This window comes from Bartonella sp. AA23NXGY, from assembly GCF_042197165.1.
GTDB lineage: Bacteria > Pseudomonadota > Alphaproteobacteria > Rhizobiales > Rhizobiaceae > Bartonella.
In genome coordinates this window covers 67,958-86,502 of the sequence record NZ_JBHIRO010000009.1, presented here as the reverse complement: position 1 = coordinate 86,502, position 18,545 = coordinate 67,958, and the positions used below count along the sequence as shown (strand labels likewise).

Annotated in this window: 17 protein-coding genes and 1 tRNA gene; 12 read left to right on the top strand and 6 right to left on the bottom strand. The window is 33.5% G+C overall.

The window, feature by feature from the left end:
* The first annotated feature begins 528 nt into the window (after positions 1 to 528).
* A complete protein-coding gene (locus ACFINY_RS06340) occupies positions 529 to 990 on the top strand; it encodes a YcgN family cysteine cluster protein (RefSeq protein ID WP_375646443.1) in 462 nt (153 codons plus the stop codon).
* Positions 991 to 1,019: 29 nt separating this feature from the next.
* Here ACFINY_RS06340 and ACFINY_RS06335 read toward each other — a convergent pair whose 3' ends face one another.
* Positions 1,020 to 1,763: an SIMPL domain-containing protein gene (locus ACFINY_RS06335; protein WP_375611973.1), complete on the bottom strand. Its 744-nt coding sequence runs from the start codon at positions 1,761 to 1,763 to the stop codon at positions 1,020 to 1,022.
* 170 nt (positions 1,764 to 1,933) lie between these two features.
* On the opposite strand from ACFINY_RS06335, the gene ACFINY_RS06330 reads away from it, so the two are divergent.
* Both ACFINY_RS06330 and ACFINY_RS06325 read left to right on the top strand, forming a co-directional pair.
* Positions 1,934 to 2,010: transfer RNA gene (locus tag ACFINY_RS06330), tRNA-Ile, on the top strand.
* A gap of 1,697 nt (positions 2,011 to 3,707) precedes the next feature.
* Entirely contained in the window at positions 3,708 to 3,890 is a 183-nt protein-coding gene (locus ACFINY_RS06325; protein ID WP_375611974.1) for a hypothetical protein, read from the top strand.
* Here the strand turns inward: ACFINY_RS06325 and ACFINY_RS06320 are convergent.
* Positions 3,814 to 4,128 carry a helix-turn-helix domain-containing protein gene (locus ACFINY_RS06320; protein WP_007347852.1) on the bottom strand — a complete coding sequence of 105 codons (315 nt, stop codon included), beginning with the start codon at positions 4,126 to 4,128 and terminating at the stop codon, positions 3,814 to 3,816. The genes ACFINY_RS06325 and ACFINY_RS06320 overlap by 77 nt on opposite strands.
* Before the next feature lie 608 nt (positions 4,129 to 4,736).
* On the opposite strand from ACFINY_RS06320, the gene ACFINY_RS06315 reads away from it, so the two are divergent.
* From ACFINY_RS06315 to ACFINY_RS06300, 4 genes are all read left to right on the top strand, one after another.
* Positions 4,737 to 4,862: a hypothetical protein gene (locus ACFINY_RS06315; RefSeq protein WP_375611975.1), complete on the top strand. Its 126-nt coding sequence runs from the start codon at positions 4,737 to 4,739 to the stop codon at positions 4,860 to 4,862.
* Positions 4,863 to 4,877: 15 nt separating this feature from the next.
* Positions 4,878 to 5,132: a hypothetical protein gene (locus tag ACFINY_RS06310; protein WP_375611976.1), complete on the top strand. Its 255-nt coding sequence runs from the start codon at positions 4,878 to 4,880 to the stop codon at positions 5,130 to 5,132.
* A 305-nt stretch (positions 5,133 to 5,437) separates the two neighbouring features.
* A complete protein-coding gene (locus ACFINY_RS06305; RefSeq protein ID WP_375611977.1) occupies positions 5,438 to 5,749 on the top strand; it encodes a hypothetical protein in 312 nt (103 codons plus the stop codon).
* A gap of 52 nt (positions 5,750 to 5,801) precedes the next feature.
* Positions 5,802 to 5,972, top strand: coding sequence for a hypothetical protein (locus tag ACFINY_RS06300; protein ID WP_375611978.1), 171 nt, complete (start codon positions 5,802 to 5,804; stop codon positions 5,970 to 5,972).
* 530 nt (positions 5,973 to 6,502) lie between these two features.
* Here the strand turns inward: ACFINY_RS06300 and ACFINY_RS06295 are convergent.
* A complete protein-coding gene (locus tag ACFINY_RS06295; RefSeq protein WP_142416545.1) occupies positions 6,503 to 6,682 on the bottom strand; it encodes a DUF1508 domain-containing protein in 180 nt (59 codons plus the stop codon).
* Between the two features lie 387 nt (positions 6,683 to 7,069).
* Entirely contained in the window at positions 7,070 to 7,609 is a 540-nt protein-coding gene (locus ACFINY_RS06290) for a helix-turn-helix domain-containing protein (RefSeq protein WP_375611979.1), read from the bottom strand.
* A gap of 359 nt (positions 7,610 to 7,968) precedes the next feature.
* Here ACFINY_RS06290 and ACFINY_RS06285 point away from each other — a divergent pair, with 359 nt between their 5' ends.
* On the top strand, positions 7,969 to 9,021 hold the full coding sequence (locus tag ACFINY_RS06285) for a DUF475 domain-containing protein (protein WP_375611980.1): 1,053 nt from the start codon (positions 7,969 to 7,971) through the stop codon (positions 9,019 to 9,021).
* Positions 9,022 to 9,471: 450 nt separating this feature from the next.
* On the opposite strand, the gene pncA is transcribed toward ACFINY_RS06285, so the two are convergent.
* Both pncA and ACFINY_RS06275 read right to left on the bottom strand, forming a co-directional pair.
* Positions 9,472 to 10,080 (bottom strand): bifunctional nicotinamidase/pyrazinamidase, encoded by a 609-nt coding sequence (gene pncA / locus ACFINY_RS06280; RefSeq protein WP_375621374.1) that lies wholly within the window; start codon positions 10,078 to 10,080, stop codon positions 9,472 to 9,474.
* Positions 10,081 to 10,126: 46 nt separating this feature from the next.
* Complete coding sequence (locus ACFINY_RS06275) at positions 10,127 to 10,663, bottom strand: hypothetical protein (RefSeq protein ID WP_375611982.1); 537 nt, start codon at positions 10,661 to 10,663, stop codon at positions 10,127 to 10,129.
* A 160-nt stretch (positions 10,664 to 10,823) separates the two neighbouring features.
* Between ACFINY_RS06275 and ettA the strand changes: the two genes are divergently transcribed.
* The 4 genes from ettA to ACFINY_RS06255 all read left to right on the top strand — a co-directional run bounded on the left by ettA (position 10,824) and on the right by ACFINY_RS06255 (position 18,500).
* Positions 10,824 to 12,473 carry an energy-dependent translational throttle protein EttA gene (gene ettA, locus ACFINY_RS06270; RefSeq protein WP_375613359.1) on the top strand — a complete coding sequence of 550 codons (1,650 nt, stop codon included), beginning with the start codon at positions 10,824 to 10,826 and terminating at the stop codon, positions 12,471 to 12,473.
* A gap of 666 nt (positions 12,474 to 13,139) precedes the next feature.
* Positions 13,140 to 14,078 (top strand): ArsR/SmtB family transcription factor, encoded by a 939-nt coding sequence (locus tag ACFINY_RS06265; protein WP_375636810.1) that lies wholly within the window; start codon positions 13,140 to 13,142, stop codon positions 14,076 to 14,078.
* Positions 14,079 to 16,248: 2,170 nt separating this feature from the next.
* Positions 16,249 to 16,626, top strand: coding sequence for a hypothetical protein (locus tag ACFINY_RS06260; RefSeq protein ID WP_375611985.1), 378 nt, complete (start codon positions 16,249 to 16,251; stop codon positions 16,624 to 16,626).
* A 1,364-nt stretch (positions 16,627 to 17,990) separates the two neighbouring features.
* The gene (locus tag ACFINY_RS06255) at positions 17,991 to 18,500 is read left to right on the top strand and encodes a lytic transglycosylase domain-containing protein (protein ID WP_375613362.1); all 510 of its coding nucleotides are present in this window, start codon (positions 17,991 to 17,993) and stop codon (positions 18,498 to 18,500) included.
* Positions 18,501 to 18,545: the final 45 nt, after the last annotated feature.

Genomic DNA, 18,545 nt, shown 5'->3' with positions numbered 1-18,545 from the left:
TTTCTTGAGAAAAACATAGGAAGAATTTGAACAATCTAGAAAGTTTTCGATGTTTAATGTTTCTCTTAGCTTTGGGGCTTTATACTTCTCTGTCTCAAAAGAATAGATATAGGGCAAAGGGTGGTTATGGAGTAGAGAGTAGGGGGCTTTCAAGAAATGAACGATAAAAACATTACCTTGCGTATAGCGCGGCTCGTTTTTAAGAAATGAGATCTGTTAGGAATAAACTTATATTGCAACATACGGACTTTTTGATGAAAAATGTATATTCTTTGCGGAATTTTTCTATCATTTTAGGTGACGCATTTTATTCTTCGTTAAGTTTACAAAGAGATGTTTCAATAGGTTATGTTCATTTATATGCGCTATTTTTGAATATTCTCTTTTTATTCAGATAGCTTTTAAGAACATGGTTTAAAGTATACATTGAGTTGAATCTTTTTAAGAGACAGAAATAGATAAAATTATAGAAATTAAACGTTTCATTTTTTATAGATCGTCTTAATTAAAAAAGGTGTGTCTGAGTTTATGAGTGGAGAACTTCCCTTTTGGAAAGTAAAAAAATTAGAAGAGATTTCCATTTCTGAGTGGGAGAGCCTTTGTGATGGCTGTGGCTGTTGTTGTCTCCATAAAGTTGAGGACGATGATACGGGTGACCTTTATGCAACCAGTATTGCTTGTCGTCTTTTAGATGGGGAAACCTGCAGGTGTCGAGATTATGCTCATCGTAAATCAATTGTACCAGATTGTATATCGCTAGATATTACGACAGTTAAAACAGCGCGTTGGCTTCCAGAAAGTTGTGCTTATAGATTAATTTATGAGGGAAAAGATCTTCATTGGTGGCATCCATTGGTATCAGGGGATTGTCAGACGGTACATACAGCGCGTATTTCTGCACGCGGACAAATAGAGATTTACGAAGACGAATTATTATCTGAGGAAGATTATCTTTATCACATTACTGGTCTTCTACGTGAAGGCCAGTAATATGATTTTTTATACAACTTGTTTGTGACTTAATCGATCGCAAAGACTACAGTGACGCTCACGTTATAATTTAATTCACCACCTGCAAAATTTGTATTTGCGTAGCTTACATCTGCTGCTCTACTCATGAGACGTGGTGTTGGGTGATAGTAATCATCCTTTTCATTGATTTCAATAATTTTTCCTAATTTTAAATCGGCTGCTTGCGCTATCGTTTGCGCTTTTTCAATGGCTTCAGTAATGGCTTTTTTACGTGCTTCTTGATAAAATGGCTTTGTATCTGCGTTGGTAAAAGTAATGCCGTTAACTGAATTAACACCTAGTGTCATCGCTTGATCAAAGATTTTACCAGCATTGGTAAGATCACGAATGCGCACCGTTAAAGAATTTGAAACATGATAGAGTTTTTCATTATTCTTTTTTTCGTGGTGTTTATCAGAGGTCGACTGATAAATGGATAAGCCTGATGTTTGCAAATCATTTGCTTGGATGCCATTGTTTTTAAAAGCGTTTATAATATCATTGATGGATTGATTATTGGAATCTAATGCCTTTTGGGCAGTTTTGTCATAGGTAACAACGGCTAGATTAATAATGGCCATATCCGGTGCTGCTTGACTTTCTCCGATTGCTGTCACTGTAATCGTTGCATTTTTCATTTTATTCTCTTCAGCATAAGCACGTACAGTCAACGATGTGGCTAAGAGTGTAAATGCTAATATAACTGTTTTAACCAGAGAACTCTTCAGTGGTTGAATTTTCTTTTCTATCATATCTATACCTTTATATTTGTCAGTTAATTATTCTCTCATTTTTAAGAGTTTTTGTAAAGAAATTAGAGCACTGAAAAAAAAACCAATAGAAAAGAGAAAAAGATGGGTTATAATCTTTGTCAGCTCTTGTATCATAGGGCATTTTAGTTTAGAGAGAAACAACCTATGTGGGGCCTGTAGCTCAATTGGTTAGAGCCAGCGGCTCATAACCGCTTGGTTGGGGGTTCGAGTCCCTCCGGGCCCACCAATAGGGAAATGTACAATAGAAAAATGGATCGTTTATATAAAAGTTTTGAGATTCTACCTTTTTCGTTTTTTATTTATTTTCCTGTTTGTTTTAGAAGCTTTTGGTCGTTGTTTGTTGCAGTTTTTCCTCTCAGTCGCTTTAATATGATGGTATGTTTTCTTAGTCTCATCAAAGAAGTTCTCTCATTTGCAACCTTTTAGCATTTGGATTAACTGATATGGGTCGCTATTTACTTTCTTAATTCATATACTGTTTTGTACTTTTTCTATATGGTGTTCTTCATAAAATAGAAGGCTAAAAGCTTCATTGGATAAGTTTATTTATACTTGTTCTGCAAATAAACAGACCTCAATAAAACCAATTTTAAAGATTGTACCTGTTCAGAACAAATGGCTCAAAAAACATTTAGTGTAAATTTGCTTTTTTCTAAGTGATGTTAATGTCTTTTAGATGTTCGAATAGCATCATTGTGATGAAAGGTTAGTGTATAAGAGAATGTGATCTATGGGCATTCATATGTGTCATGGGGGCAACGATGATAACATTTGTTGATATTTTCTTTTTCCCAAGAAAGGAATTCTATTTAATGTCTTGAGAAATATTGTTCATAGTGACGGTGGCGTGTTTTCTGAAAAGAATTTTATTAATTGTTCTTTGAAAAGTCAATTGAGTGATTGTTTCTATCGCTTTGCATCATCCAGATTCTATTGTAATAAGCATTTTATTATTCTGTAAGAAATGTTTTCTATGATATTGGAAAATTTGTTAAAATACCATTTTCTGTTTTTGTGTATTTTTTGCTTAATGTTTAAATTATAGAGTTTTCATGTGATCCGAATTATTATTGAAGAGCAGATGTCTTTTTTGATTTTACTCTGATAAGGAATTGGCAATATTGCGGTAACCCTAGCACTTTTTTGTATTGCTAACATTTTTCTCGTATTGATCGTATAGAGAGTTTTATCTTTATTATGAGTTTTTTCTCTTATGAAAAATTATTGGCAGGGAGGGTGTTTTTTTGGAAAAGTATACTTCTTCTTCAAAGTCATACTTTGAAAATATAATTCTTCATTTGCATAAGGGAATTTCTCTCTTGTTGTAAATCTGTATAAAATTTACGTACAAAGATTGTGCGTGATGATTCGTTTTATTTTTTAATAGTATCATTTTTGCTTATGATAGAGACTTATATTAGTATTTACAAGGTGCGTTTAGAGGAGAGGTTACCTGTAAATGTGTTACAGAGTTTTAGGTAGTGTGGCTCTGTTTATAAGAATTTATTCCTATAACATTGTTATATTCTTGCTTTGCAATATTGTTAAAAAAACATAGATGGTGCTATGTAGAATAAATTGTGATGTATTTTTTTCAAAAAAGCTTTTTCGTGTTCTCTTATATAGAGTTCAGGAGTGTCTTCAGGGATATTTTCACATTAGTTTTTATTGGTCCGAATCGCAAGATCTGCGTAACATTATTCGCGTTTTTGATAGATTATACCAATTTTCATAAGAAGGTCTGGATCGTGTGATGCTTTCTGTTTCACTATGGTACATGACTAATAGAACTTCATCTGATTTTGTAAAATAAGTTTGTACACAATTGCTTCCATACTGCCTATTGCAAATATTTTTTTCTAAGGTATGAGATATATTTTGAACGCTTTAGCGTTATATAGTGTGACTACATGGAGTATGACTATGAAGAATGATAAAAAATTTGAAACAACTTTATCTGATATTATTGTGAAATGGGAGTCTTTATCGACGTCTCAAAAGCAAGCGATATTGGATAAAGTAGAAAATGCTACAGATTCTGCTCATTCAACAGAACATTTAAGGCTTCAATCTTCTTTTTATCTCCAGACGAAATCAAAGTTATGAGTTTTAAGTCTTCATCGGAGATATTGAAACCAGTTATTACATATATGGCACTAGCATTTCCCAGTGTATTCAAAATAGCCATGAGTTTATCTACAGAAGGTCTCTTGCCTCCATTTATCATTTGTTGGACGTAATTTTGTCCACAGCCTGCAGCTCTGCTTATTTCAATCATTGTTCGTCCGTCACTTTTTATCAATTCAACTAAGCGTTGGAACCAATCTTTTTCAGTCTTTGTCATTTTTAGACCTTTACATATTTACGCTATAGCGTTAATATTGCGTTGCGAATCCAGAATATATGATACAAGGAGCGTGAAAATATCCATGTGTAGCTCTTCGCTAAGGAAGCATATAGAGTTGTTTTTAACTAATAACAAAATGTCCCCATACACTTTCAGATTCGAATCAATAAAAATGGTTGCTTAGTTCCACGGTTGTGAAAAAGTAAATGTGTATACCAGAAAGGGCGATACACACTCGTATGTTTATGAGATTTCACTATGATAGTATACGTAGCAGCATTATAAATCAAGATATACCCCAACATCAGAATTTGTAAAAAAAACTCTGCGTTGAGGTAGTGTGTGAATATAACGAAGCTTTAGAGCCTTAAGAGATAGGATAATGGCTGTAGAAAAAATGTAAATTGCATAGCAAAGAATACTGATTTCTTCTTTATTGTAATAAATTAGATCACTATCAGATGGTATATCGTATATATGCGTAAAAAAATGGGAAATATCAAAAAAGTGATCTTGGATATTTTATTAAACAGGAAGGTAATCTGATCCACAAAGGTGGTTGTTTGGTAGAATTGTACATTCGATCAATGCCCTTATGGGGATGAATGTGTTTTTATGATGCTGCGGTTTATAATGAAGTCTGTGTTTATAATGATGTTGTTATTGATAACAATGCATTAACATATGGTTGTTTAGTGGTTCGTAAGAGTTCGCATGTTTATGAAAAATAAGAACTTTATCGTTATTTGAATATGAGTGGAGATGCATATGTTTATGCTAATGCGGTCTTTTTTGATCAAGTTTTGAATGCTCAATGTATTGAATTTTGTGGTGATACTCGTGATTTTAGAAAGGCTCGAGTTTATAATGATGCTTTAGTTTGTGGTGATGTAAAGATTTGTGGGAAGGCAAAATTTTACAGAAATGCTGTGCTTTGTGACACTGAAGATTTTTGTAATAATGAAAAACTTTCATATATAGCCGCATTCCACATGGCGTAAAAAGGAAGATAGGAACGATTTGGGCAAGGCTTGTATGATTGGATTGCGTCGTTAGTTTTATTTGACGTTCCTTATTTTTTGTATTTTGTGTCAATAAATGTGTCGCAAATAATTGGTGTGAGTGTAGATTTAGCCGCTTTCAGAGATTTGTTTGCGTCATTTATCAATGCTTTAATGGAGAAAATAAGAACGCCGAGAGTGATTGTTCACACTTGGAACATGCAATTTATTGCATTCTTTTTTTGATTGAGGATGAAACAAATTGGTCAAGATCATCACTTGAGCGACAATTAAGGGAGATCCAAATGAGTGTAAACGAAATTTTATTGGGAGCAATGATTGTTGTTTTGTTGTGCAGCGGGGTTATATTTCGATTTTCTTTATATTATCGCAGTCAAGTGAAAATTTTAAAAGAGGAATCTAGAAGAATAAAGCATGAGTTTTTAAGAGATACTATGAAGATGACTGAAGAACGAGATAGGGCTATTAGAGAGCAAAGTATGGTGATTAAAAGACGCGACCAAGCAATTGAAAAACTGAAAAAACAAATTAAGCAATATGAAAAAAATGAAAAGAAATATAAAAAAATGCTGAAATCTGAAGATGATAAAGAGTGATTGTATTCATATTTTGCATTAAATGGTTTGGAAATGTGTTAGGAAGATTGGAATGACGAGAGAGATAAACTTTAATGAAGCCAATTATGGTGCTGATGGAGAGATTGTATTGGAAGAGAATATTCAAGTTTACTCTGATTTTATGACAACATTTAAGTTTATAAGACAGAGCGTCGTTAATCATAAAATAAGAGTTTATGATGATAAACCAGTTTATAGGTAGGCTAGTTATTAAAAAGCGCGTCTATACAATCCAGCAATTTTATATTATTGCTGGAAACAGTTTTGCACATTCTTTTTAGATGTAAGGTATAAATGCTACGATAGTTTCAGCTAATAGGTATAAAAAATTGCATGATAATAGAAAGAAAGAGATATTTGCTTTTTATGAAGATGAAATGGGTAAGTCAGTTATGATTATCAGATACAGAAGAGGAATATGAACGTAAAAGATATTAATATCTTGTAGAGTAAATATATTTCTCATTGATGATTTATCTTCTCTTCATGTGCGTTTATTTTTTATGAAAAATACAAAACTTAAGAGATTTTCTTTTTGATAAAGGCTATAGAGATTTGAGTATGATTGAAAATAAACATATAATCTGTAAGAATATGAATGTTCTTTGTGAGTGTCAGAAATAATACAAAAACTTCCTCTCATTGAGGGCAAATCAATCACTTTTCATTTGTCACAAAAGTAACTACCATACCATTATACAAAATAAACGCTTGTTTTAATGGTAAAGAATGTTAGGACTGTAGTTCTCTAATAAGAGCCTTATGTGTAATTTCTTTTATTTGCTCAATATTAATTAGGATATCTTGTTTTGTTGGATAACCTTTACTAGAAAAAGCAATTTTTTGTGCATCTCCTGAGATTAAACGCCAGTACCATTGATTGTGAACTCCTTGAAACACCTCAAAATACATGCTTCCCACCTCATAAAATAGCTGATAATTTTCAGGATAAATATTTAACTAATCCGCTTGTAAACATTAATGTATGTCTCTCTAGGAAGTCGTCAATATATTCCCCTTAAATTTTCTGACCTTAAAAATAATTTCTATGAGAGCTATTATTCTTTTAACAAGAAAAAATTTATTGTCAATAAGATATGAATGAGAATTTTATACTATAAAATTATTTTTTTTAATTTAAAGACACTATACTTTCATTTACAACGCAAATATTTTTCTGTCGTTACAGAAATAAAGTTTATAAATTATATAAAACTTCACCAGCATGGATAAAGTAAAAAATACTTTTTTCCATACTGGTGTTTAATCATTTCTTGCTTTTTCTTTTGAAATAGACGTTTATTGATTAGCTATAACCTCTTTTTGGGATACGCTTCGAATGAGTAAATCAATGAATAAGCTAAGGGTATAAGAATTGGCCATTTTAGCTTTCATATCGATAAGAGAGGTTGTAGTTTTAGGGTTAAAACCATTTGATAAACCTTGTCTTGACAAATATTGCTGCAATTTTTCATAAGAACTGTCGATTTTTTCTTGATTTAGTTTTTCGTTACGATCACTATCGGCAAGTGTTTCTTCCAGTCCCTCGATTTTTTTAATAAAATAATTCCAGTCAAAATCACCTTTTGTATATTCGGTGTCAAACATTTTTCCTTGCCCAGTTAAAAGCCAATTAATATTGACACCATATAACGTGCGGTATGTTTGTAAGACACTAAGATTGGGTTCTCTCTCTCCACGCTCATAAAAAGCAATGGAATTTTTTGTCATGCTAAAACTTTTAGCTAAGGTTTCACGTGATGGATCGCCTAAAGCAAGACGTACATAACGTAAACGTTTTCCAAATATGGTTTTTGATTCAGTTTCAGGACGTGCCACGAATTATCTCCCTCGGTAAATCATCATGGTATAAATCATTAAATAATAAAAGCACACTATGTATTAATATTCTATGATATAATGTCAATATTATAGCTTTAATTTCTTGTTATTTTTTTTATTTGTGTAGATAGAAAGCAATCTTGCACTTATTGTATTGACAATTGATATTCACTTCAAAACAAAATTCCTTGTTGCTACATTTGTCTCTTGCTTTTTTTGAGAGAATTTTCATGTAACTTTACCATATATATTCTATACACCTCTGCATTAATAGATGCAACTTTAAAGAGATGCAAACTTTGGATTGGTACTGGGTGTGCTTAGATGAAGTAGAAAATAAACTTTGAGGAATGATCATGTCCCTATTACGCTATTTTGGGGTTGCTTTTTTTTTCACGATTATTGGTGTCTTTTTAGGAGGGGTTATTGGTTGGTTTGAAACGGAAAGTATTACTGGTTTTCTTAAATATTTTTTTATTTGCTTTGTTTTAGGAATTTTGGAAATTTCTTTATCTTTTGATAATTCTATTATCAATGCGCGTGTTCTTAGTAGAATGAGTCCATTGTGGCGTCGTCGTTTTCTTATATGGGGCATTTTGATAGCTGTATTTGGGATGAGAATTGTTTTTCCATTATTGGTGGTTGTCGTTGCTGTTGGGATTAATCCAATTGCGGCAGTCAAATTAGCGATATGGGAACCACATCGATATGCTGAAGTTTTAACCGATGCGCATATGGGGATTGCTGCTTTTGGAGGAACTTTCCTTATGATGGTTGGCTTAAAATATTTTTTTGATTCTGAAAAAGAAGTACATTGGCTTAATGTTATAGAGAGACCTGCTCAAAAGTTTGGGGCGCTTGTTGGAATTGATATTGCAATTGTTTTGATTTTGATCTTATTTGTTTCAGCTCAGATTGACGCAGAAAATAAAATAACTTTTTTATTAGCAGCACTTTATGGACTTTTGACCTTTATCGGTGTTGAAGTTGTCGGTCATCTCTTGGATACTCCTCAAAAGACTTTAACAACAGTAGCTCACGGGGGAGTAGGGGCGTTTCTTTATTTAGAAGTTCTTGATGCTAGTTTTTCTTTCGATGGCGTGGTTGGTGCTTTTGCCTTTTCACACAACCTTTTTATTATTGCGATAGGTCTTGGTATCGGAGCATTTTACGTTCGTTCTATGACAATTATGTTGGTTGAATCAGGAACATTATTGCATTATCGTTATTTAGAGCATGGTGCTTTTTATGCAATTCTAGTTCTTGCAGTGATTATGTATCTGCAAACGATTATATCGGTTCCTGAAGTTTTAACAGGACTTGTGGGAGTCTGTATTATTGGAATGGCATTATATTCTTCGATTCGTTTTAAGCATCGTCAATTAGATAAACATGTTGTATCTAAGTAATGGAGATTTCTTCCTTTTTCACACTTTTGTTTATCGCATATCTTTGAATAGAAAGAGGTCTTTTATGCAAAATAAAATACTATTTTATTGCTTATTTGCGTTTTTTTAAAGTTGAGTTCATTGCATGATACTACCCATGAAGCCAATAATGTACAATCTCTAGGATACTTTTTGACCTAAATATAAGACAGAAAGCTGATGTTATACTTTTTACCAGCTTTCAATATTATGACAAGCCCTTGCATTTAATGGGTCATAAGAAGCATTCTTACTGTTTTTTTGAATGATTTATTCATACATTGATTCTCTTTGTAACGTGTAAAAGAATGTTTTTCAAACAGGTTTGAAATGAGAGAATTTACGATATTCTGGACTCTTACTTAAATATGTGCAAAATGATTTATCCTTTATAAATCAGTGTATTATAATGGTAGATTAGAGAAGGATATTTTAAGAGACCATTAAAAGTTCTATACCGGCTTCGTTCATTGTTTTAAGCATAGTGTTTAGTGATCCGTTTACATCAATACCAGCACAGGCATTTAATGAAACACTGACTTTAAAACCGCATTGTATAGCGTGAAGAGCAGAAAATCCGACGCAAAAATCAGTTGCTAAGCCACACATAATGAGCTTAGTAAAACCATGTTCTTTGAGATAAACTTGTAAACCTGTTGGTGTTTTTTGATCATTTTCAAGAAAAGCAGAATAGCTATCCATTTTTTGATTATAGCCTTTTCTAAGGATAAGTTGTGCCTTTTCTGCTCTAAGAGATGGATGGAATTCTGCTCCTTGTGTTCCTCGTATGCAATGATCAGGCCAAAGTATTTGAGGACCATAGTCAAGAATGACTGTATCATAGGGCTTTTTTTCAGGATAACAGGAAGCAAAGCTGCAATGGTTTTTGGGATGCCAGTCTTGGGTTAAGATAACGTGGTCAAAATGATTTATGAGATTATTGACGGCGGGTAAAATAGCATCACCTTGAGGTACGGCAAGTGCTCCACCTAGTAAGAAGTCATTTTGAACATCAATGACGATTAAGGCTTTTTTTTCCATAAATATATTCCTATACGAGATGAGCTTTTATCGTATTTTTAAAAAGCTATATGTCGTCTTGAAGTTTTGAAATGATGTGCTGGATATTGATATTATTTTTATAATTATCAAGCCAAAAGAGGGGGATGGATAAGTTTTTACAATTGGTTTTATAGTTTTTTACGAATTGTAACCACGTACCAATGGGAAGTGCGCTGTAGTCATTTGTTGCTACGTGTTGATGCAAAGCTTTCATGATCATTGGGCTTGGGACGTCAGATCCCATAAGGCGGCGGTCGTTTTGTAAACGTAATTTAAGCCATATCAAGGCAAGGGGTGAAGTCCATTGCTTTCCGTAGCAAAAAATCGATGAAAAAAGAGAAGGATTTTTTACTGCGTAATATAAAGCCCATAAAGCGAGAAAAGAAGGCGCATAGAGAATTGCTTTTCTTTGTGGTATCATATTACATTGATAAGTCGGTTTAATACGATAAAAATACAATGTTATATCTGGTATGGAAAAGAGAGGCAATGTTTGATAACAGGTTTCAGGTACAGCTAAAAAGATTTGCTTTTTGCTCTTTAGGGGGATGTTTTTTTGCATTCAGGACCATACTGGGGCTTGTGAGATTAGAAAAAATGTACCAATATAAAGCGAAAGCTTTTGATACGACGTAAGTGCTATTTACTGTACAGTTTCAAAAAGCAAAAGCAGTTTTTTCAAAATCCTAATCTTTAATATCGCATAATATAAAGAGAAATTTATGGCACGTCAATTTATCTATCATATGGCTGGGCTTAACAAGTCTTACGGCAATAAAAAAGTTCTAGAAAATATTCATTTGTCTTTTTATCCAGATGCGAAGATCGGTATTTTAGGGCCGAATGGTGCAGGGAAGTCAACTATTTTACGTATTATGGCTGGGCTAGATAAGGAATATACGGGAGAAGCATGGATTTCTGAAGGAGCACGCTGTGGTTATCTACCACAAGAACCTTTGCTTGATGCGAGCAAAGATGTGCGTGGTAATGTGATGGAAGGTGTTGCAGATAAACAGGAAATTCTTGAGCGTTATAACGAATTGATGATGAATTATAGCGAGGAAACGGCTGATGAAAGCGCACAGCTTCAGGACATTATTGACAGTCAGAATCTTTGGGATTTAGAAAGTCAAGTGGAAATGGCTATGGCTGCTCTTGGCTGTCCGCCAGCCGATGGGGATGTAACAAAACTTTCGGGTGGTGAGAAGCGGCGTGTTGCACTTTGTAAATTGCTTTTGTCAAAACCTGATTTATTACTTTTGGATGAACCGACAAACCATTTAGATGCTGAAACGACGGCTTGGCTTGAGAGGCATCTACGTGAATATCCTGGGGCTGTGCTTTTGATAACCCATGATCGTTATTTTCTCGACAATGTAACGGGTTGGATTTTAGAATTAGATCGCGGTAGAGGTATTCCTTATGAGGGGAACTATTCTGCTTATTTGGGGGCTAAAGCCAAGCGTTTGGCTCAGGAAGGCCGTGAAGAGGCAGCGCGTCAACGTGCTTTATCACGTGAGCAAGAATGGATCGCTTCTAGTCCAAAAGGGCGACAAGCAAAGTCAAAAGCTCGGATTAAGGCTTATGATGAGTTGGTTCAAGCAGCACGTGAGCGCCGTCCTGGAGAGGCGCAAATCATTATTCCTATTGGAGAAAGGTTAGGACAAGTTGTTATTGAGGTTGATAATCTCTCTAAAGCTTATGGTGAACGTGTATTGATTGATTCTCTTTCTTTTAAACTTCCTGCTGGTGGCATTGTCGGCGTTATTGGGGCCAATGGTATGGGAAAGTCGACCTTGTTTAAAATGTTGACGGGACAGGAAAAGCCCGATTCAGGTCAGATACGTATCGGTGAAACAGTTCACATGAGTTATGTGGATCAGAGTCGCGATTCCTTGGTGGGGGATAAAACTGTTTGGGAGGAAATTTCTGGTGGAAATGACATTATTAAATTAGGCAAATATGAGATGAATAGCCGCGCTTATTGCGGGGCTTTTAATTTCAAGGGGGCAGATCAGCAGCAGAAGGTGGCAAATTTATCAGGAGGGCAGCGCAATCGCGTACATTTGGCGAAACTTCTAAAAGAGGGGGGGAATGTGCTTCTTCTTGATGAACCGACAAATGATCTTGATACTGAAACATTGGGTGCATTGGAAGATGCATTGGAAAATTTCGCTGGTTGTGCAGTTATCATATCGCATGATCGTATGTTTCTTGATCGATTGGCAACACATATTTTAGCCTTTGAAGGTGATGGTCATGTAGAATGGTTTGAAGGTAATTTTGCTGAATATGAGGCTGATAAAGTTCGTCGTCTTGGGGCGGAATCTCTTAATCCTAAGCATGCAAATTATAAACCTCTTACACGCTAGAATTTTTTATCTTATCGCAACTTTGTTAGAATAATAGTGTATTTTATTGCGTTTGTTATTTCATAAATAAAGTGTGTGTGTACTCTGTGGGAGTTTTTATTCATTGAAAAGAGTAAGAGACACTTTATGAAATTATGACCTAAATAGGGTTATTTTACTCATGATATATAACCGGTTATTTTTTGTAAAACTGCAATGAAAAGGAGGGGATGGAGCGTATAGTATTACTTCTACAAATGCCTTGGTCATTGAGCATTATCATCTTTACTTAATAAAAATGCAAGCTGGCATTATCATGTTATTTTTTCTCAATAGTATGCAGTTCTTGTTTTTAGGTGGGCATAAAAGGTATTTTTATCCATCTGTCCCCTCCGTTTATGAGCTGTAAGAGAATGATTTGGATTGATTTATCATGAATAGATTTGAAATGAGAAAAATCTACGGTATTCCGGTTTTTTATTCAAGTTAAAAATGAATTATTATTATAAATCAATGTATTCTCATTATAACGAGAAGCAGGGAGATAAGATCTGTTCGTTTTTTACATTAGCCTATTTTTTTCATAGTATGATAAAATAGAGAGAACAAAATAGATGAGAATATGCGTTGTATGCTTGACTTTTTTTCCTATAAACAAATGTTTATAGGAATGTTTAGGGGATAATTATGAAAAAAAGTGCAAGTTTAGATGCAATGATTGTGCTGCTGAAAGCGGTCGCAGAAGTAAGCCATTTACGTGTTCTTAGGCTCTTACATCATGAAGATTTAACAATTCCTGATTTTATTTTTATTCTTGATCAGTCGCAAGCGTGTATATCACGATATTTACGTTTATTGTACGAAGCACGATTGATTGAGCGTTATCAGAAGGGGGATAGCCTTTATTTTAAGCTTTGTCATGATTTTTGGGGTAAAGACATTGTGATAGGTATTCTTTCGGCTTTGCCAAAGGATGATGTGTTGTTAGCGCATGATTTAGAACGTTTGAAGGATGTTAAAAAGCAGCGTCAAAAAACGAGGAAGAAGCATTTCTTACAAAATGCGTTGCAACGGGATGTATTACGGTCATCCTATATGGCAGATCATGGTGTAGAAAACTCGTTACTTGAAATCATTGGCGATAAACCATTTCAGACGATGTTGAATATTGGAAGAGGTGGAGACTCTATCTTAAAATTGTTTTCTAATCTTTATACGCATGCGGTTCAAGTTGTGCTTGATAGCAATGTTTTTCACTTGTCTGTTGGAGATACAACTTTTGATTTAGTTATTCTTCATTGGGTTTTACATTTTCTTGAAAATCCTGAAATATTCCTTCATGAGATATCAAGTGTTTTGCGTCCTCATGGCCGTTTATTGATTGTGGATTTTGGTTATCATGAAATTGAGTCTTCATATTCTGATCAAGTGCATATGCGTTTTGGATTTTCGGCTTTACAAATAGAACAATGGCTTAAAAATGCGGGACTTGTTCTAGAACAAACGGTTTGTCTTACTCCTATACAAAATGAAAACAGTGAGGAGGGGAGTGCTACGCTTTGGCTTGCTCGTGATCCGCGTTTATTGGTTGACGATATCAAAGATAAACAAGTAGATTTTGCATAAATCGCGTTTGTTAACGTACTTTATACTCTGATTTTTCTCAAGAATAGCGTAGAGATAAAACTTTATTCAATCATTGATAAGCTATTGTTTTTTACATTTGTATTATGTTTTTATATGGGAGTATTGGTGTTTTATAGCGGCGTGTAGGCTGTATAATGAAGCACCTTCTATAGAGTTAAGCCTATGAGGATCATTATTTAAGGTGTTCTTGATATCATATTTATGTTATTAGCCAATATATTGATTTTAAAAGATCATTGATTTTTTTAGACTCAATAAGAGGTTTAAATACAGGAATGTTGTTTCATTTCAAATTTCCTGTTTCAGAATCCGAAAGAGTCTGTTTGTCTGCTACAAAAGAAGGTATTTATCTTAATGATACCGTTTGTAAAAGAAAATACATCTTTCATACATTTTCTAAATGTGGGAGCGGCTGCAATATGATATAATGCCGCACAATATAATCATAGTGAAGGCTCATACCTTCATAAATGTCAAAGATGGTGGTGCCCAATAGATCTTAAAATATCTCTTTAAAACAGGTTTTTAGATAAGGAGTACGTTGGAACTTTTAGTGAGGGGTGCAAAAAGATGCTCTAAAAAGACGAAAAAGTAAAAGGGTAAGACAATGCATTATATTCATAAAAATAAGATCGGCGATGATCTACGGATAGTCTGTGGCTGAAAGTAGGAAAGAAAAGTGTGATATTACACTAAAGTTTCGTATCTCTTTATCATGAGAAGTTATGAAGGTTATTAAATAAGTCCATTGTTTTTGCCAAAAGTATTTTCTTTCTTTTTATGTTTGCCGCTCATCTTATGACGCAGTCCGTTGGTATAGCGTAAAATTGATAGGGCACCATCGTCTTTAGTTTAAGTAAAAGTTGTAAGCCGGCATCATCGTTTTATGTTTTTTATCCATATGCTTCTTCTTGTTTGTGATGTGCGGTAGTATGGCTATTCATTAATTCAATAGACGAAGATTTAAAATAAGGGAACCTTACGTTCTTGAGATCTCTCATGTAAATTGTAAAATGATGAGTTATGATTGTAAATCAATGAATTGTTTACGTTAGAAGAACAGAATATAAAAATTTTTGAGCATAGAAACTACTGTGTGTATTATTTTACGGGATCATTTAAATGATAGAGATTAAGAGAAAATGTCTGTATTGATTTCGGTTTGTTATGTTAAAATGCGTTAGAGACTGTTGGTTATTGTAAAATGGTTTATCGTTATTTGGAATGACGATGGGGCGTGATTCGAAACAAATACCTTCAGAGCTCTCATTTTTTCATAAGATTAAGCTGTTTAAGTTCCTCATTGATTGTTACATGAGGGATGTAACAATATTTTAATGATCATTTACAGAAATTTTTTATAAAGATAGATAAGATTTTATTTTCTCTAATTTATTGTTTTATTTAAATAATTCATAGCTTTCTTGCAAGAAGATGTTTTCCATTTTTTACGGTTATTTGTGTAAGATTTTAAAAATCTACGTTTTTCTTTTTGTGGTGATTGCTGTTGGAAAAGTGATTCTACTTTTACGTAGTTTGATTTTTATAGGGTGGATACGTAGAAATTACTGTTTTTTAATATGATCATCAGAGTTATGAAAGAAACTATTTAAAAGTTATAATGATCGTAGATTCTAATTGATGCTTCTTGAAATAAAATTGCTTCAAATTGGGTCATTTTGAACTTTTTTTGCCTAAATTTAAACATTTTTAAATAATTTATAATTCTTTTATGTTTTTTTGCGTAGAAGATGATAAGAATTTCTTGTTGTTTAAAGAATTTTATTCCATAGCAAGAATATTGCATCGGCTATCTTAGTGGTTGATGTAAGAGGACAATCGGGGAACCTCCTCCCCCCCCCCCGCGTGGATCCCCTAGATTGTCTGGCCTGACTGAGGATTTCCTCAGTCAGGCTTTTTGTAATTATTTTAGGAAATGTAAGGTGTTATTAGGGGGGAGGTGTAAAATTTGTTATTGTTTCGCCTATAGTACCTAAATACATAGAGGGGCGAGTCTTATTGGGCGGATAGTGTTAGCGTATTCATTTTTAATAATTTGATTTTTCTTTATTGAGGCATTGTTGAATGCTATAAGGGGAATCATAAAAGGAATCTATGTTTGTATTCTGTGGTCTTTAGGTAAGAGATAATGGGATCTTTTTCGCATCGTATTATTTTTATTTTATTCGTATTTTTTATTTTTGGCGCTGTCTTTTTTGCTTCTCGAAGTGGTGTTGTTTATCAGTTTTTTCCCGGTCGCTCTTCTTTTTCTTCTCAGCAGCTTGATGTAACAGAGGAGGAGTTATTAGAGAGATTATCCGTATCTTTTCCAGATATTATCAAGCATCTTTCTAAAATGACCCCTCAACAGCAAGAGTTGTTTATTGCGCAGCTGCGTCGTGATGTAATTGCGCTTGCTTCTAAAAGTGGTCAGAGTCGTGAGCAGGCTCAAAAATCTGGTGAAACTGTTGCTATGGCTCTCTCGAAAGCGATTTCTCGTCCTTCCGTTGCTAATGCTTATTTTTAGCTATTTTTTTAATCGCGCTTTTGGGGTTTATTTTAAGGAGAAAGAGCTTCTCTTGAAATTTTGAAAAGTGCGAGGAGATGATCAATTTGTAAGGTATTAACAAAATTTATCTCTCAAAAGGTAAGCAATTGGAGTATAAGGGTAATGTTGCAATCATTACAGGAGTGATAGAAAGTCTATCAAGGGTATTGGTCCAAGTTAATTGCATTATCAATCGCTACAATGACAAAAGCAGTATTGACTATAATAAAACACGTTAACTGCATTTTATATGCCGGTTATTTTTTTATTTGATATGAGAAAATAAAATTTTTTAAAGGATTTAAGCTTTTTTTGTTCTACAGATTTTAGGATATTTATCCACTTGTATGATTTCTGAAAATGAGGTGCAAGACTGATAAGATGATAGTCTGTGACAAAGAAAAAATATTTGAATGAAGATGAGAGGTCTATTTTTATTTAAAAAGGCTTTGGGAGTATTGAGTTTTCTAACATTTTTCAAAAAAAATAGACACAAGTAATTGTTAAGCTTTGTTGTAGGGATAAAAACGGATATAACTTTTTTAGTATATTGTTTTATAATGATAATTTATCATTTTATATTGAATGAGAATCTTAAGAATTGTAAAATCCTCTCATTTTAAATTTATCCATGGTGAAAAAATTAAAATCAGTTTCTTGTATACCACAAGTAGAGGCTTGTGTGGATAAAAACTCTTTATAAAAAGGAATTAAAAAGCTTCTTTGAGACATCTTGAGAGCTAAAAGTCTGTTCCAATATTTTGAATTGGTAAAGAGTATGATGGTTTTAGTATATTTATGAATTTTTTATGCGCAATGATGGGGGGATTTGTTTTGTGATTTTTTGAGGTTTTATCGGACATAAAGAGTGCAGTGGGTGTTTATTAATCAGAGAGAAGCGTTGATAACGATTTATATTTTTTGTGAACCTTTTTTGATATCGAGCATCTTCGGTAAAAAGATGCTCTTGTCTCTCTTTCTTTGAGGGATTGATCTCAATAAAAAAATTAATAATCTTATGTAAAAAATATTACATCTAGTTCAGATGCTATTTTTTTAATATAAAAATTGATTGATACAACAGAGATAGCCGCAAGTTATAGATTATATCATTTTATTTGATACGCTATAAGATTAATTATAGTCTTTTTATTTTTTTATTTTATGATATAGAGAAATCTGAGACTTGTGCATAAAGATATATTCTTTTATTTCATAATTTTAGCTTGAAATTGTCTTACTATTTCCTTTTTAAAGACGTTCTTTTGCTTTCTTTTTTGTATAATACATTTGCAAATTACTTGCGGCTAGAATTTGAGAATGTTTGAGTGAAGAGAAAGAAAATGCAATTTTTGAAAATCTTGTTAAATACAGCATGTGCTGTATTTTTTGTATTTGATATAAGTTGGACTCATAGTGTCTTAAATGTTGCGGAATCAGGAGAAACCTCAGTGATTGTTGCTTCTAAGATTTCTGCTCGTCCTTATGAGTTTCTTATTCAGAAACTTGCGAATAAATATAATGTTCCCGTTAATTTAGCACATGCTGTTGTAAAAGTTGAAAGTAATTATAAGGCAGGTATAAAGGGGGCTGCTGGCGAAATAGGTTTGATGCAAATTAAACCCTCTACGGCACGAGGGTTGGGCTTTAGTGGTTCTGTACAGGATTTGTACGATCCTGCGACCAATCTTGAATATGGTATGCGTTATTTGGCAAGGGCCTATAAACTCAGTGGTGGAAGTACGTGTGGTACAATCCTTAAATATAACGCAGGTCATGCTGCAAAAAAAATGAATTCCATTTCAGCGAAATATTGCGCAAAAGTAAAGACTTATCTGGCTTCATTAAAATAAAAACATCTGTTGAGAGAGGTTTGTCATAAAATATTTTAAGATGCT

Excerpts from the sequence above, each read along its gene's own strand:
- ACFINY_RS06275 (WP_375611982.1), bottom strand. The coding sequence starts at position 10,663 with ATGCAAAAAAACATCCCCCTAAAGAGCAAAAAGCAAATCTTTTTAGCT.
- ACFINY_RS06265 (WP_375636810.1), top strand. The coding sequence starts at position 13,140 with ATGAAAAAAAGTGCAAGTTTAGATGCAATGATTGTGCTGCTGAAAGCG.
- ACFINY_RS06320 (WP_007347852.1), bottom strand. The coding sequence starts at position 4,128 with ATGACAAAGACTGAAAAAGATTGGTTCCAACGCTTAGTTGAATTGATA.
- ACFINY_RS06260 (WP_375611985.1), top strand. The coding sequence starts at position 16,249 with ATGGGATCTTTTTCGCATCGTATTATTTTTATTTTATTCGTATTTTTT.
- ACFINY_RS06285 (WP_375611980.1), top strand. The coding sequence starts at position 7,969 with ATGTCCCTATTACGCTATTTTGGGGTTGCTTTTTTTTTCACGATTATT.
- ACFINY_RS06335 (WP_375611973.1), bottom strand. The coding sequence starts at position 1,763 with ATGATAGAAAAGAAAATTCAACCACTGAAGAGTTCTCTGGTTAAAACA.
- ACFINY_RS06315 (WP_375611975.1), top strand. The coding sequence starts at position 4,737 with ATGTGTTTTTATGATGCTGCGGTTTATAATGAAGTCTGTGTTTATAAT.
- pncA (WP_375621374.1), bottom strand. The coding sequence starts at position 10,080 with ATGGAAAAAAAAGCCTTAATCGTCATTGATGTTCAAAATGACTTCTTA.
- ACFINY_RS06255 (WP_375613362.1), top strand. The coding sequence starts at position 17,991 with ATGCAATTTTTGAAAATCTTGTTAAATACAGCATGTGCTGTATTTTTT.
- ettA (WP_375613359.1), top strand. The coding sequence starts at position 10,824 with ATGGCACGTCAATTTATCTATCATATGGCTGGGCTTAACAAGTCTTAC.
- ACFINY_RS06305 (WP_375611977.1), top strand. The coding sequence starts at position 5,438 with ATGAGTGTAAACGAAATTTTATTGGGAGCAATGATTGTTGTTTTGTTG.
- ACFINY_RS06295 (WP_142416545.1), bottom strand. The coding sequence starts at position 6,682 with ATGTATTTTGAGGTGTTTCAAGGAGTTCACAATCAATGGTACTGGCGT.
- ACFINY_RS06325 (WP_375611974.1), top strand. The coding sequence starts at position 3,708 with ATGAAGAATGATAAAAAATTTGAAACAACTTTATCTGATATTATTGTG.
- ACFINY_RS06300 (WP_375611978.1), top strand. The coding sequence starts at position 5,802 with ATGACGAGAGAGATAAACTTTAATGAAGCCAATTATGGTGCTGATGGA.
- ACFINY_RS06340 (WP_375646443.1), top strand. The coding sequence starts at position 529 with ATGAGTGGAGAACTTCCCTTTTGGAAAGTAAAAAAATTAGAAGAGATT.